Consider the following 12,813-nt stretch of genomic DNA (forward strand, 5'->3'; position numbering starts at 1 on the left):
GCCCGATCGCGCGCCGCTCGCCGCGACGTCGAGCCCCGCCGCCGCCCCGGTGGATCGCGGGCAGGCCCGGAAGGCGGCGCGCACGGCGGCGAAGCAGGCCGCCACGGCGTCGAAGGGCGCGTCGAAGGTCGAGCAGAAGGCCGAGCAGAAGGCCGAGCGGAAGGGCGCGTCGAAGGGCGGCGAGCAGAAGGTCGAGAAAGACCAGAAAGCCAAGGACGGCAAGACCAAGAAGGACAAGTAGTCTACTTAGGACCGTGTGGCCACCCGCTCCGCGCGGGACAGCAGGTACCGCCGCTCGGGCGTGCTCGTCGTCCGCCGGGCCGCGGCCACGTAGTGGGATCGGGCCGCCTCGACGTCGCCCGCCTCCTCCAGCAGGTGCGCCCGCACCGCGTCGACGCGGTGGCTGCCGGCCAGCCGGGAGTCGGCGGCCGCCGCGTCGAGCAGGGCGAGCCCGGCGGCCGGGCCGTGCACCTTCGCCGCCGCGACCGCCTGGTTCAGCATCACCACCGGACCGTCCGCGACCGCGCGCAGCAGTTGGTACAGCGCCAGGATCTGCGGCCAGTCGGTCTCCTCGGCACTCGGCGCCTCGTCGTGCACCGCGGCGATCGCGGCCTGCAGCTGGTAGGGCCCGAACCGCTCGGTGCGCGGCAGCGCCTCGTCGACCAGCGTCACGCCCTCCGCGATGGACTCCCGGTCCCACAGCGAACGGTCCTGCTCGGCCATCGGGACGAGCGAGCCGTCCGGCGCCGTTCGGGCCGCGCGGCGGGCGTCGGTCAGCAGCATCAGCGCGAGCAGCCCGGCGACCTCCTGGTCGTCGGGCCGCAGCCGGCGCACCGCCCGGGCCAGCCGGATCGCCTCCGTGGTGAGGTCGACCCGCTGCAGGTCGGGGCCGGCGGTGCTCGCGTAGCCCTCGTTGAAGATCAGGTACAGCACCTGCAGGACGGCGGCGAGTCGCGCGGGCAGCTCGGCCGCCGGCGGGGTGCGGAACCCGATGCCGGACTCCTTGATCCGCTGCTTCGCCCGGGTGATCCGTTTGGCCATCGTGGCCTCGGGCACCAGGAACGCCCGCGCGACCTCCGCGGTGGTCAGGCCGCCGACCGCGCGCAGGGTGAGCGGCACCTGCGCGCCCGGGGTCAGCGACGGGTGGCAGCACAGGAACAGCAGCGTCAGCGTCTCGTCGGAGTCCGGCGCGCGCGGGGCGTCCGCGGCCGGCGCGAGGAACTGGTCGCGCGGGACTCGTGTGCCGGCCGTGTCCTCCCGGCGCCGCCGCGCGATCTCGCTGCGCAGCTGGTCGGTCATCCGCCGGTGCGCGACCCGGACCAGCCAGCCGCGCGGGTTGTCCGGCAGCCCTTCCTTCGGCCACTGCAGCGCGGCGTCCAGCAGCGCCTCCTGCACGGCGTCCTCGGCGGCCGCGAAGTCGCCGAACCGCCGCACGAGCGCACCGAGAACCTGCGGCGCGAGCTCGCGCAGCAGGTGCTCGGCGGCGTCGAATGGTTCGCTCCGCTCCTCCACTACTCGCCGTCTTCCCTCCTCACGTGCTCGGCGCCGGCGCGCCTGCGCGCGCTCGTCAGTCCAGAGGGCGAAGGTTCCGTCGCTCCCGCTCACAGGCGCACCACCGACGTGGTCAGAGCTCGGGCGCGCCGAAGGCGTCCATGATCGGCCGGATCTCGATCGTGTCGCCCACCGCGTCCGCGACTCGGGCGCCGATCGCCACGGCCCGGTCGTAGCTCTCGCAGTCGATGATCGCGTAGCTCGCCAGGACCTCCTTGATCTCCGCGTACGGGCCGTCGGTGACCTCCGGGCCGCCCTCGGCCCGCTTGCGGATCGTCTTGGTGTGCGTCGGGTCCGCGAGGCCCTCGGTGGTGACGAACTCGCCGGACTCGGTCAGCTCCTTGGCCAGCTGCTCGTAGAAGTCGCACGCCGCCTGCGCGTCGGCCGGCATCGGCGCGTCGGGGTCGAAGTCGGCCATCGCCGACTGCCAGGCCTGCGCGTTGGTGTAGGCGAGCATCAGGTACTTCATCGTCAACTCCTCACTCCCGCCGCGCCGCGGTGGCACGACTCGCGGAGACGTCGGAGCCGCCTCCCCCGAAAGGACACCCCGCCGGAAATCTAGCCCGAGATCTTCCCGCCGGACATAGTGGCGACATGACCGAACGGATCCTGCTCACCGGCGCGGCCGGGACCATCGGCACGATGCTCCGCCCGCGCCTCGCCCGTGCCGGCCGGACGCTGCGGCTGCTGGACGTCGCCCCGCTGTCGGCCGGAGACAGGGAGGAGGCCGTGCGCGGCTCGGTGTCCGACCTGGACACCATGGTGGCGGCTTGCGCCGACGTGGCGGCCGTCGTCCACCTCGGCGGCCTCAGCACGGAGGCGCCGTGGGCGGAGATCCTCGAGCACAACATCAACGGCACGTACACCGTGCTGGAGGCCGCGCGGCGGGCCGGCGCGCCGCGGGTGGTCTTCGCGAGCAGCAACCACGCCGTCGGCTTCGTGCCGATGGCCGAGCAGGTCGGCGAGTACCGCTACCCGCGGCCGGACACGTACTACGGCGTGAGCAAGGCGGCCGGCGAGGCGCTGGGCAGCCTGTACCACGACCGGTACGGGCTCGACGTGGTCTGCCTGCGGATCGGCTCGTGCGCCGAGCGGCCGACGAACGAGCGGGCGCTCGGCACGTGGCTGTCCCCGGACGACTGCGCCCGCCTGGTCGAGGCGTCGGTCACCGCGCCGGCGCCGGGCTTCCGGGTCGTGTGGGGCATCTCGGCGAACACCCGCGCGACCTGGCCGCTCGCCGAGGCCCGGGCGCTGGGCTACGACCCCCAGGACGACGCGGAGGTCTACGCCGGCTCCGTGCCACCCGCCACCGACGCGGAGAAGCGGTACCTGGGCGGCGAGTTCTGCTCGCCGGACCTGGACGCGCCGCGCTCTTGAACCGGACGCGGCGGGAGGTTCTAGCGACTGTGTTGAATTGTTCGCTTCGCTCCCGCTCACGGGCGTTACAACGGGCTCCTTCGTGTGTCGGCTGAATCGCGTGCGCTGCTGGTCGCGCAGCTGGAGGACCTGGACGTCCACGAGCAGCGGCTCGCCCGGCTGCGCGACCAGCTCACCGGGCTGCTCGACCGTCTCGACCACGACCGCACGCCCGATCCGGCCGAGCTGATGACGCCCCTGGAGCTGATGTCGATGTTCGAGACCTACTTCACCGAAGAGCAGCGCGACCGCCTCGCCCGGCACCGGGCGTCGCTCGGCGGTGGGACGCAGTCGGCGAGCGGCTCAACCCCGACGAGGACACCCAGCAGGCCGCGCGTGCCATGTGGACGGACAACAGCGCCGAGATCGCGACCCGGATGCCGTGCCCGCCGAGGAGCTCACCGCCTTGGTGGCCTTTGTGGAGCGCGCGCGATGACGATCGTGGCGCCGCGTCCAGTGTCGCGCACCAGGCGTGGGCGCAGGCCGGCGAAGCCCGTCGCGCCGAGCAGCGCCGGGGCCTGCTCCTCGCTGGTCTCGACGAGCAGGTGACCGCCCGGGGCGAGCCACCCGCGAGCCCCGTCCACCACGCGGTGCAACAGGTCGAGCCCGTCGGCGCCGCCGTCGAGCGCCACCCGGGGCTCGTGGTCGCGGGCCTCGGGCGGCAGGAGGTCGATGGCGTCCGTCGGCACGTAGGGCGCGTTGGCCACCAGGACGTCGACCCGCCCGCGCAGCCCGAGGGACAGCGGGGTGTACATGTCGCCCTCGTACACGTGTCCACCCGGGACGTTGCGGCGCGCGCACCGCACGGCGGCCGGGTCGACGTCGACCGCGTACAGCTCGGCACCCGGTACGGTCGCGGCCACCGCGGCGGCGACCGCGCCGGATCCGCAGCACAGGTCCACGACGACGGCGCCGGGCTCGGCGAGCCGCACCGCGTGCCACGCGAGCAGCTCGGTACGCCGCCGCGGCACGAAGACGCCGGGATCGACGGCGACGCGCAGCCCGCAGAACCCGGCCCAGCCCAGGAGGTGCTCGAGGGGGACGCCGGACGTCCGGCGCGCGACCAGGCCCGCGAGCTCGTCGGGATCGGCGGCGGCCTCGGTGAGGAGCCGTGCCTCGTCCTCGGCGAAGACGCAGCCGGCGGCGCGGAGGGTGGAGACGATCTGAGAGGTCATGAAGCGCCTTTCGGGATACCCGTGGGCGCTCCCGGCCACTTAAGCGATGCGGCGACTCGAGGGGAGCACCCGGCCTGATATGGCGGAAATGGGGCTCACCTCCTCGGTTGGTCCGATGTGCACACCTTACTCGCCGGACGCCGCCCAGCCACGCCACACGTCGATCTCGACGACGATCACCGGCCCGGCCGGCGCACGCCCGGTGTACTGCGGGTACTTCGCGACGAGCAGGTCCACCGGCCCGCCGTCCGCGACCCGGGCGCGGCCGTCCGCGCGCACCCACCAGAGCAGGTCCCAGTCCTCGTCGTAGCGGTCGGCGAGCAGGCTCACCCGAGGCTGCGCCGCGATGTTGCGCAGCCGCTTGAGATCGGTGGTGCGCTTGGGCTTGTGGTCCACCGCGATCACCACGGTGTCGCCGTCGACCGCGAACGTCACCGGCACCAGGTGCGGCGTCCCGTCCGCGCTCACAGTGGCCAGCCGCGCTACCCGCGCGGCCGCGAACCGGGTCCGGGCCTGTGCCTCGTCCATCGACGCGACGCTAACGTGTGGCCATGACGGTGGTCGAGACGCTGGAGACCTACCGGGGCGAGCTGACCGCCTACTGCTACCGCATGCTCGGCGCTGCTTTCGAGGCCGAGGACGCCGTGCAGGAGACGCTCGTCCGCGCCTGGCGGGCCGACTACGACCCGGCCCGCGCGTCCGTGCGGACCTGGCTCTACGCCATCGCCACCAACGTCTGCCTCGACATGCTCCGCAGCGCGCAGCGCCGCGCCCGCGCGATGGACCTCGCCCCGGCCACGAAACCGGGTCCCGACCTCGGCGAGCCGCTGCCGCCCACCGCGTGGGTCCAGCCGCTGCCCGACGCGCTGGTCGGCGACCCGGCCGAGGTGGCCGCGCAGCGCGACACGATCCGGCTCGCGTTCGTCGCCGCGCTGCAGCAACTGCCGCCGCGCCAGCGGGCCGTGCTGATCCTGCGCGAGGTCCTCGCGTTCTCCGCCGCCGAGGTCGCCGGCCTGCTCGACACCACGGTCGCCTCCGCGAACAGCGCGCTGCAACGCGCCCGCGCCACGATCCGCACGCCGGCCCCGCCCGAGCCGCTCGACGCCGAGCACCGCGACCTGCTCGCCCGCTACGTCGACGCGTTCGAGCACTACGACATCGCCGCGCTCACCGCCCTGCTGCACGAGGACGCGACCACGTCCATGCCGCCGTTCACCTGGTGGCTGCGGGGCCGGGCCGACATCGCCGCGTCGCTGGCGTACGGGGACGGCACCTGCGAGAACGCCCGGCTGCTGCCGACCTCGGTCAACGGCTCGCCGGCGTTCGGCCAGTACATGTGGACCGGCACGCGGCACGAGCCGATGGCGCTGGTGACGCTGGAGGTCAGCCACGCCGGGATCACCGAGCTGACCACCCATCTCGACCTGGCCGGCGGGTTCGCCCGCTACGGGCTACCCGAGTCACCAACCGATTAGTTTCGCCCACTCGCGCCGTATCAGCGGGTATGAGTGAACCGACGGTGCACGAGCGCACCGAACAGCCGTACGTCTCCATCCCGATCGAGGCCACCCTGCGTGAGTGGGGCGAGGTCAACGCCCTCATCCCCGAGGTCTTCGCCTGGCTCGGCCAGCGTGGGATCGCCCCGGCGGGCGCCCTGTTCTACCGCCACCGGGTCATCGGCGGCTTCGACGAGAAGTTCTCCGTCGAGGTCGGCGTCCCGGTCGCCGAACCCGTAGCGGGCGACGGGCGCGTGGTGGCCGGCGCCAAGCCCGCGGGCCGGTACGTGGTCGCGACCCACCACGGCCACCCGGACGGCATCGCACAGTCGCACCTCGCGCTCGTCGACTGGGCGGGCCGCCAGGACGTGCCGCTCGCGAAGGAGGGCGACGTGTGGGGCGGAATGTTCGAGTCCTATCGCACCGACCCGGAGGTCGAGCCGAACCCAACCAAGTGGGAGACCGAACTCGCGTACCTGGTCAGCGACGACCCGCCCGCGCCCGCTGCGACCTGAGCCCGACACTCGACGAATATGTTGAGTCTTGGACTACGAAACGAAACCTCAGGGGAACGTGACGGCAGCCAGCCACTAACAACCGAACAACCGCACGATTCGCTGGAACGCAACGGACATTTCGAATTCCGGGGAGGCGGAACAGACACTTCAAGTTCCGGGGAGGCGGACTGCCCGCTCGTTGATCGCCACGAGCTCGTCGGCCGCCTCGGCCGCGGCACGCGCCAGCAGCGCGGCGACCCGGACGTCGCCGACGAGGTTGCGGTTGCCCCGCTCGGCGAGGTCGTCGGCGAGCACCGCCACCGCGCGGGCCGTCGTGGCCACCTCGCGCGGCACCTCGGTCGCCAGCCGCAGCGCCTCGTTGATCCGCCCGCGCCGCGACGGGTCGTCCTTCGGCATCCGGTACGCGGCGAGCACCTCGGTGTAGGCGGCCGCGTCCGCGTCGGCCAGTGGTTCGAGTCGGGCCCGCAGCTTCTCCGCGGGCCCGGCCGGCCAGTCGGTGAACCGGGAGGCCATCGCGACCAGGGCGGCGGCGGACGCGGCCGTCATCGCGGCGACGGCGCCACCGCCCGGAGCCGGCGTGCGGGCGGCCACCCGCTCCAGGAAGCCACCGGTCGACAGGTGCAGGAAGGACTCCATGAGTCCGTCACGATAGGCCGACTATCTCCCCGTCCTTATCCAGGTCGATCCGGGTCGCCGCGGGAGAGGAGCCCAGGCCCGGCATCGTGCGCATGTCGCCGCAGATCGGGTACACGAAGCCGGCGCCGACCGAGGCGCGGACCTCGCGCACCGGCAGCGTCCAGCCCGTCGGCGCGCCCAGCAGCTTCGGGTCCGACGAGATCGACAGGTGCGTCTTCGCCATGCAGACGGGCAGCTCGCCGAAGCCGTTGCGCTCGTACTTGTCGAGCTGCTTGCGAGCGGCCGGGGTGTAGGAGACGCCGTCCGCGCCGTACACCCGCGTCGCGATCGTCTCGATCTTCTCCCGCAGCGGGGCCGACGACGGGTACAGGAACTCGAACTGCGAGCGCTCCTCGGCCGCCTCGGCCACCACCTCGGCGAGGTCGGTCGCGCCGGCGCCGCCGTCGGCGAAGTGCGTGCTCACCGCGACCCGGGCGCCCATGGACTCGGCGATCTCGCGGATGGCGGCGTGCTCGGACGGGTGGTCGGTCGGGAACGCGTTGACGCAGACCACGGGCGAGACGCCGTGCATCCGGATGTTCTCGATCTGCTTGCGCAGGTTGTCCGCGCCGGCGTGCACGTCGTCCGGGTTCTCGGCGAGCAGGTCCTCGGGAAGCGGCTTGCCCGCCACGATCCGGAACTTGCCGGAGTGGGCCTTCAGCGCGCGCACGGTCGCCACCAGCACGGCCGCGTCCGGGGCCTGGCCGGACACCCGGCACTTGATGTTGAAGAACCGCTCCGCGCCCATGTCCGCGCCGAACCCGGCCTCGGTGATCAGGTAGTCGCCGCACCGGATCCCGATCAGGTCGGCCACGACCGACGAGTTGCCGGTGGCGATGTTGCCGAACGGTCCACAGTGGACCAGAACCGGGGTGTTCTCCAGCGTCTGCATCAGGTTCGGCTTGATCGCCTCGCGCAGCAGCACGGTCATCGCGCCCGCGACCTCGAGGTCCTCGGCGGTCACCGGCTCGCCGGCCGGCGTGTAGCCGACGACGATCCGGCCGAGCCGCGCACGCAGGTCGTCCAGCCCGGTGGTGAGCGCGAGCGCGGCCATCACCTCGGACGCGGCGGTGATGTCGAACCCGGTCTGCCGGGTCACCCCGTCCGCCTTCGCGCCGAGCCCGACCACGATGTTGCGCAGCGAGCGGTCGTTCATGTCGATGACCCGCCGCCAGGTGATCTCGGACAGGTCCAGCCCGGTCGCGTTGCCCTGGTGCAGGTGGTTGTCGACCATCGCGGCGAGCAGGTTGTGCGCCGCGGTCACCGCGTGCATGTCGCCGGTCAGGTGCAGGTTGAGCAGCTCCATCGGCACGACCTGGCTGTACCCGCCGCCGGCCGCACCGCCCTTGATGCCCAGCGTCGGGCCCATCGAGGGCTGCCGAATGGCGACCGTGGCCTGCTTGCCGAGGTGCTTGAAGCCCTGCCCGAGGCCGACCGTCGTGGTCGTCTTGCCCTCGCCGAGCGGAGTCGGCGTGATGGCGCTGACCAGGATGTACTTGGCCTTCGGCGCGTCGGCGAGCTCGTCGATCGCGCCCAGGCCGATCTTCATGACGTCGCGCCCGTAGGGCTCGAGCATTCGGGCCGGCAGCCCCATGTCGCCGGCGACGTCCTCGATCGGCTTGAGTTTCGCGCCGCGGGCGATGTCCAGGTCGGACGGAAAGGCCATGGTCAGGCTCCTATTGGGTGACGGCGCGGGATCGCCGCGCCGCGTTCCGGTGCAGACGAGCAGACATTACGCCACTGTTGCACGAAGCGCGTCGAGTTCCTTGATATGCAACAAGTTGCGGGCCGTGGCGCCGATGTAGAGGCTTCACCGCCACGGCCGGCTCAGGCCGGTCGGCTCAGCTGCGCGGCCGCCGCGGCCGCGAACGGATGTGCTTGGCGATCTCCCCGGCCGCCCGCTCCGCGGGCAGGTGGGCGACTGGACCGCGATCTCGTTGACCAGCCGCACGTGGGGAGGAAGCGTCACTGTCGCCAACTTAGCTCCCCGCAACCGGGACCGGGGCGGCTTCGGCGATTCTGCCCGCCGGCACCGTGCCCGGGTGGTGGAACGTCGTGTAGACGACCCCGACGGGCATCCGGTCGGAGGGCTTCGCCTTCAGCGAGGTCTCGCCGACCCGCGACGCGAGCGAGACGGTGGCGCCGTCGATGATGCCGCGGACCTCCGCCGTCTATCGGTTGAGGTCGCGTAGTCGCTGGGCCACGTCCTCGGGGAGCACGTCGGTGATGAACGCGCCCATCGCCGCCTCCGACCCGGCCAGGTACTTCAGCTTGTCGGCCGAGCGCTGGATCGAGGTGATCTGCAGGTGCAGGTACGCGTGTTCGCGCCCCGGCCCGACCGGCGCCTGGTGCCACGCCGCCACGAACGGCAGCGGCTGGTCGTAGAGCGCGTCCAGCCGCCCCAACACGTTCAGGTACAGGTGCACGAAGTCGTCGCGCTCGTCGTCGGAGAGTGCGGCGATGTCCGGCACCTGCCGGTGCGGGTAGACGTGCACCTCGACCGGCCAGCGCGCGGCCGCCGGCACGAAGGCCGTCCACAGTGGCGAGCTCGCCACCACCCGGGCGCCGGACTCGCGCTCGCCAACGAGCACGTCGGCGAACAGGTTGCGCCCGGTGCGTCCGGCGTGGGCGGCGGCATTGGCCAGCATCTGCCGGGTCCGCGGGGTCACGAAGGGATAGGCGTAGATCTGGCCGTGCGGGTGCGCGAGCGTCACGCCGATCGCCGCACCCCGGTTCTCGAAGGGAAACACCTGCGCCACCCCGGGCAGCGCCGACAGCTCGGCCGTTCGGTCCGCCCACGCGTCGACGACGAGGCGGGCGTGCTCGGGCTTCAACGTCGCGAACGCCGCCTCGTGGTCGCTGGTGAAGCACACGACCTCGCAGCGGCCGATCGCCGGCGCGGAGTCGACGAGCGGCGGCAGGTCCGGCGCCGCCCCGCCGGAGGCGTGCATCGACAGGCTCGGGAACCGGTTCTCGAACACCACCACGTCGTAGTCCGGCGACGGGACCTCGGTGTGCCGGCCGCTCCGCGACGGGCACAGCGGGCACTCGTCGGCCGGCGGCTTGTACGTGCGGTGCTGGCGGTGCGAGGCCAACATGACCCACTCGTCGAGCACCGGGTCGTGGCGCATCTGCGAGGCGGTGGACACCTGTTCGAGCTCGCGCGGATCATCCAGCACGCGCGGCGGCGCGTCGTCGTGGTCGAAGTAGATGATCTCCCGGCCGTCGGCGAGGCGCGCCGCGGTGCGTTTCACCGGCCGGCCTCGCCGACGGGGACCAGCAACACCTCTTCGACCTGCTCGTCGAGCGCGGCCTTGGCTTCCTCGGGCAGCGCGTCGTCGGAGATCACGATGTCGGCGTCCTCCAGCCGGGCGATCGTGGACAGCCCGACCGTGCCCCACTTGGTGTGGTCGGCGAGCACCACCAGCCGCCGGCCGGCCCGGACCAGCGCGCGGTCGGTGTCCGCCTCGAGGAGGTTCGGGGTGGTGAACCCCGCGGTCTCGGCCATCCCGTGCACGCCGAGGAACACGATGTCGAGGTGCAGCTGGGCGAGTGCGGACACCGCGATCGGGCCGACCAGCGCGTCCGACGGGGTGCGCACGCCACCGACCACCACGACGTTCTGGTCGGTCGACGGCCGGGCGTGCAGCACGTCGGCGATGCGCATCGAGTTCGTGACGATCGTGAGGCCGTCGACGCCTCGCAGCGCGTGCGCGAGCGCCCAGGTCGTGGTGCCGGCGGACAGGCCGACCGCGGTGCCGGGCGAGACCAGCTCGGCCGCGGCCTTCGCGATGGCCTCCTTCTCCGGCTGCTGGCGCAGCGACTTCGCCTCGAAGCCGGGCTCCTCGGTCGAGGCCGAGCGCCGCGTCGCGCCGCCGTGCACCTTGTCCAGCAGGCCCTGCTGCGCGAGCGCGTCCAGGTCGCGCCGGATCGTCATGTCGGAGACCCCGAGCATCTGTGCGAACTCGATGACCCGCACGGCGCCCCGACGGTGTATCTCCTCGACGATCCGGGCCTGCCTCTCCGCTGCCAGCATTGCCCGCTCCCAACCCGTGGAGAACACCCGAATCGATCGACATTCAATCATAAAACAACTCAATCGAACATCCAGTGAACGACTGGCTGGAACTTTCGAACTGCGTCGCAGTCGGATGGCTGCCATCACACACGAGCGCGGTCACGTCCGCGTCGAAGGCCTCGCCGCCCTGGTCGCCGTCTCCGAGGTGACCGTCCACGGTGATCTTGCCACCATCGAGCGGCGGGGCGGGACCGACACGACGGCGGTCACCGAAGGGCACGGTGGGCAGAGGACGCGACCGTCGGCCTGACCGCGCCACAGAGGGGCATCTCCCCGCGCACCGCGTCCGAGGTGACCCGCTTCCTGGGCGCCCCCGGGTGACCTGCGAAGGCACCTGGCGCGGGCTGGATCAACAGAAACCGGCAAGTCTGAACACTTGGCCGTTCTACCGCGTAAAGATCAGACCTCTACCCAGTGTGACAGTCGAACGCCGCAGGTAACGGCGAAGTCGACGGCTCTTGTCACGATCTGGACACGGGTTGAGGTCCGACCCCTTGACATTCATACCTTGAGTTAGACAAGGTTTCGTTTCTGAGAGGTCGCGTTCACAACTGTTGAGTTTTTGCCGGTCCTTGAGGAGGCGCGACGATGATGAGCCCTCGTTCCTACGGCGCCGGCGGGGTGCCCGCCATGGCCATCCGGCGACGGACCTTGCTGAAGGGGATGCTCGGCGCCGGCGCCTTGGCCGGCGTTCCCGCCCTGTCCGCCTGCGGTGACGACTCCGGCGGCGGTGGCGGCGGGGGCCCGGTGACGTTCGGGTCGAACTGGTCCGACGAGGTGCCCAAGGGGGGCATCCAGGCGATGATGGACGCCTACGGCAAGGGCAAGGTCTCCATCAACACGATCGAGCACCAGTCCTTCCAGGAGAACATCAACAACTACCTCCAGGGCGGCCCGGACGACGTCTTCGGCTGGTTCGCCGGCAACCGCATGCAGTTCTTCGCCGAGCAGGGCCTGGTCGGCGACATCAGCGACGTGTGGGCGGACATCGGCGGCGGATTCTCCGAGGCGATGAAGCAGCAGTCGACCGGCAAGGACGGCAAGCAGTACTTCGTGCCGATCTACTACTACCCGTGGGCGGTCTTCTACCGGAAGAGCGTGTGGCAGGAGAAGGGCTACGAGCCACCGACCACATTGGACGACTTCAAGACCCTCGCCACGCAGATGAAGTCCGACGGCCTCGTCCCGGTCGCGTTCGGCGACTCCGACGGCTGGCCGGCGATGGGCACGTTCGACTACCTGAACATGCGGATCAACGGCTACGACTTCCACGTCGAGCTGATGGCCGGCGAGCAGGCGTGGGACTCGGCCGAGGTCAAGACCGTGTTCGACACCTGGCGAGGTCTGCTGCCGCTGCACCAGCCGGACGCACTCGGCCGCACCTGGCAGGAGGCCGCGCAGTCGTTGCTGCGCAAGGAGAGCGGGATGTACGTGCTCGGCATGTTCGTCGGCCAGCAGTTCCCGGAGGGCGCCGAGCGCGACGACCTCGACTTCTTCGCGTTCCCCGAGGTCGACTCGGCGGTCGGCACCGACGCGGTCGAAGCGCCGATCGACGGCGTGATGATGGCGCCCCGCCCGCGCAACGAGAGCGGCGCCAGGGACCTGCTGCGCTACCTCGGCACGGCCAAGGCCGAGGACACCTACCTGAAGAGCGACCCCAACAACATCGGCGCCCACGACGACGCCGACACCAGCGGCTACAACGCCCTGCAGAAGAAGGGGCAGGAGCTGGTGAGCAAGGCCAAGTCCATCTCCCAGTTCCTCGACCGCGACACCCGGCCCGACTTCGCGTCCACCGTGATGATCCCGTCGCTGCAGGAGTTCATCCGCAACCCGGACGACGTCGACGGCCTGACCAAGAAGATCGAGGATCAGAAGAAATCGATCTTCGGTGGTTGATGTGG

Annotated in this window: 14 protein-coding genes and 1 pseudogene; 5 read left to right on the forward strand and 10 right to left on the reverse strand. The window is 71.6% G+C overall.

The genetic code is table 11. From position 1 onward, the window contains the following. On the forward strand, positions 1 to 241 hold a 241-nt coding region (locus tag ACRDSK_RS13750), incomplete at its 5' end, for a hypothetical protein (RefSeq protein ID WP_431440995.1). A 5-nt stretch (positions 242 to 246) separates the two neighbouring features. Here the strand turns inward: ACRDSK_RS13750 and ACRDSK_RS13755 are convergent. Together ACRDSK_RS13755 and ACRDSK_RS13760 are read right to left on the reverse strand one after the other, a co-directional pair. Next, positions 247 to 1,512 (reverse strand): RNA polymerase sigma factor, encoded by a 1,266-nt coding sequence (locus ACRDSK_RS13755; RefSeq protein WP_431440997.1) that lies wholly within the window; start codon positions 1,510 to 1,512, stop codon positions 247 to 249. A 112-nt stretch (positions 1,513 to 1,624) separates the two neighbouring features. Further along, positions 1,625 to 2,020: a YciI family protein gene (locus tag ACRDSK_RS13760; RefSeq protein WP_431440999.1), complete on the reverse strand. Its 396-nt coding sequence runs from the start codon at positions 2,018 to 2,020 to the stop codon at positions 1,625 to 1,627. Between the two features lie 125 nt (positions 2,021 to 2,145). Here ACRDSK_RS13760 and ACRDSK_RS13765 point away from each other — a divergent pair, with 125 nt between their 5' ends. After that, positions 2,146 to 2,928: an NAD-dependent epimerase/dehydratase family protein gene (locus tag ACRDSK_RS13765; protein ID WP_431441000.1), complete on the forward strand. Its 783-nt coding sequence runs from the start codon at positions 2,146 to 2,148 to the stop codon at positions 2,926 to 2,928. A 437-nt stretch (positions 2,929 to 3,365) separates the two neighbouring features. Here the strand turns inward: ACRDSK_RS13765 and ACRDSK_RS13770 are convergent, their stop codons facing one another. Both ACRDSK_RS13770 and ACRDSK_RS13775 read right to left on the reverse strand, forming a co-directional pair. Beyond that, positions 3,366 to 4,142, reverse strand: coding sequence for a putative protein N(5)-glutamine methyltransferase (locus tag ACRDSK_RS13770; RefSeq protein WP_431441001.1), 777 nt, complete (start codon positions 4,140 to 4,142; stop codon positions 3,366 to 3,368). A 126-nt stretch (positions 4,143 to 4,268) separates the two neighbouring features. Further along, on the reverse strand, positions 4,269 to 4,670 hold the full coding sequence (locus ACRDSK_RS13775) for a TIGR03668 family PPOX class F420-dependent oxidoreductase (RefSeq protein ID WP_431441002.1): 402 nt from the start codon (positions 4,668 to 4,670) through the stop codon (positions 4,269 to 4,271). Positions 4,671 to 4,693: 23 nt separating this feature from the next. On the opposite strand from ACRDSK_RS13775, the gene ACRDSK_RS13780 reads away from it, so the two are divergent. Together ACRDSK_RS13780 and ACRDSK_RS13785 are read left to right on the forward strand one after the other, a co-directional pair. Beyond that, complete coding sequence (locus ACRDSK_RS13780) at positions 4,694 to 5,617, forward strand: sigma-70 family RNA polymerase sigma factor (protein WP_431441003.1); 924 nt, start codon at positions 4,694 to 4,696, stop codon at positions 5,615 to 5,617. 29 nt (positions 5,618 to 5,646) lie between these two features. Continuing rightward, on the forward strand, positions 5,647 to 6,153 hold the full coding sequence (locus tag ACRDSK_RS13785; RefSeq protein ID WP_431441005.1) for a GyrI-like domain-containing protein: 507 nt from the start codon (positions 5,647 to 5,649) through the stop codon (positions 6,151 to 6,153). A gap of 150 nt (positions 6,154 to 6,303) precedes the next feature. Here ACRDSK_RS13785 and ACRDSK_RS13790 read toward each other — a convergent pair whose 3' ends face one another. From ACRDSK_RS13790 to ACRDSK_RS13815, 6 genes and pseudogenes are all read right to left on the reverse strand, one after another. Beyond that, positions 6,304 to 6,792, reverse strand: a complete 489-nt coding sequence (locus ACRDSK_RS13790; RefSeq protein WP_431441006.1) for a cyclodeaminase/cyclohydrolase family protein — start codon at positions 6,790 to 6,792, stop codon at positions 6,304 to 6,306. Between the two features lie 7 nt (positions 6,793 to 6,799). Continuing rightward, positions 6,800 to 8,497 carry a formate--tetrahydrofolate ligase gene (locus tag ACRDSK_RS13795; RefSeq protein ID WP_431441008.1) on the reverse strand — a complete coding sequence of 566 codons (1,698 nt, stop codon included), beginning with the start codon at positions 8,495 to 8,497 and terminating at the stop codon, positions 6,800 to 6,802. Between the two features lie 313 nt (positions 8,498 to 8,810). Next, a pseudogene (locus ACRDSK_RS13800) lies at positions 8,811 to 8,990 on the reverse strand (molybdopterin dinucleotide binding domain-containing protein); the annotation flags it as partial. Between the two features lie 12 nt (positions 8,991 to 9,002). Further along, entirely contained in the window at positions 9,003 to 10,085 is a 1,083-nt protein-coding gene (galT, locus tag ACRDSK_RS13805) for a galactose-1-phosphate uridylyltransferase (protein ID WP_431441011.1), read from the reverse strand. Further along, positions 10,082 to 10,867: a DeoR/GlpR family DNA-binding transcription regulator gene (locus tag ACRDSK_RS13810; RefSeq protein ID WP_431441013.1), complete on the reverse strand. Its 786-nt coding sequence runs from the start codon at positions 10,865 to 10,867 to the stop codon at positions 10,082 to 10,084. Before ACRDSK_RS13810 ends, galT begins: the two co-directional genes overlap by 4 nt. Before the next feature lie 43 nt (positions 10,868 to 10,910). Beyond that, complete coding sequence (locus ACRDSK_RS13815) at positions 10,911 to 11,129, reverse strand: hypothetical protein (RefSeq protein ID WP_431441015.1); 219 nt, start codon at positions 11,127 to 11,129, stop codon at positions 10,911 to 10,913. Between the two features lie 368 nt (positions 11,130 to 11,497). On the opposite strand from ACRDSK_RS13815, the gene ACRDSK_RS13820 reads away from it, so the two are divergent. Then, positions 11,498 to 12,808 carry an ABC transporter substrate-binding protein gene (locus ACRDSK_RS13820; RefSeq protein WP_431441017.1) on the forward strand — a complete coding sequence of 437 codons (1,311 nt, stop codon included), beginning with the start codon at positions 11,498 to 11,500 and terminating at the stop codon, positions 12,806 to 12,808. The last annotated feature ends 5 nt before the right edge of the window (positions 12,809 to 12,813 follow it).

It is taken from the genome of Actinophytocola sp. (genome assembly GCF_050699915.1).
GTDB lineage: Bacteria > Actinomycetota > Actinomycetes > Mycobacteriales > Pseudonocardiaceae > Actinophytocola.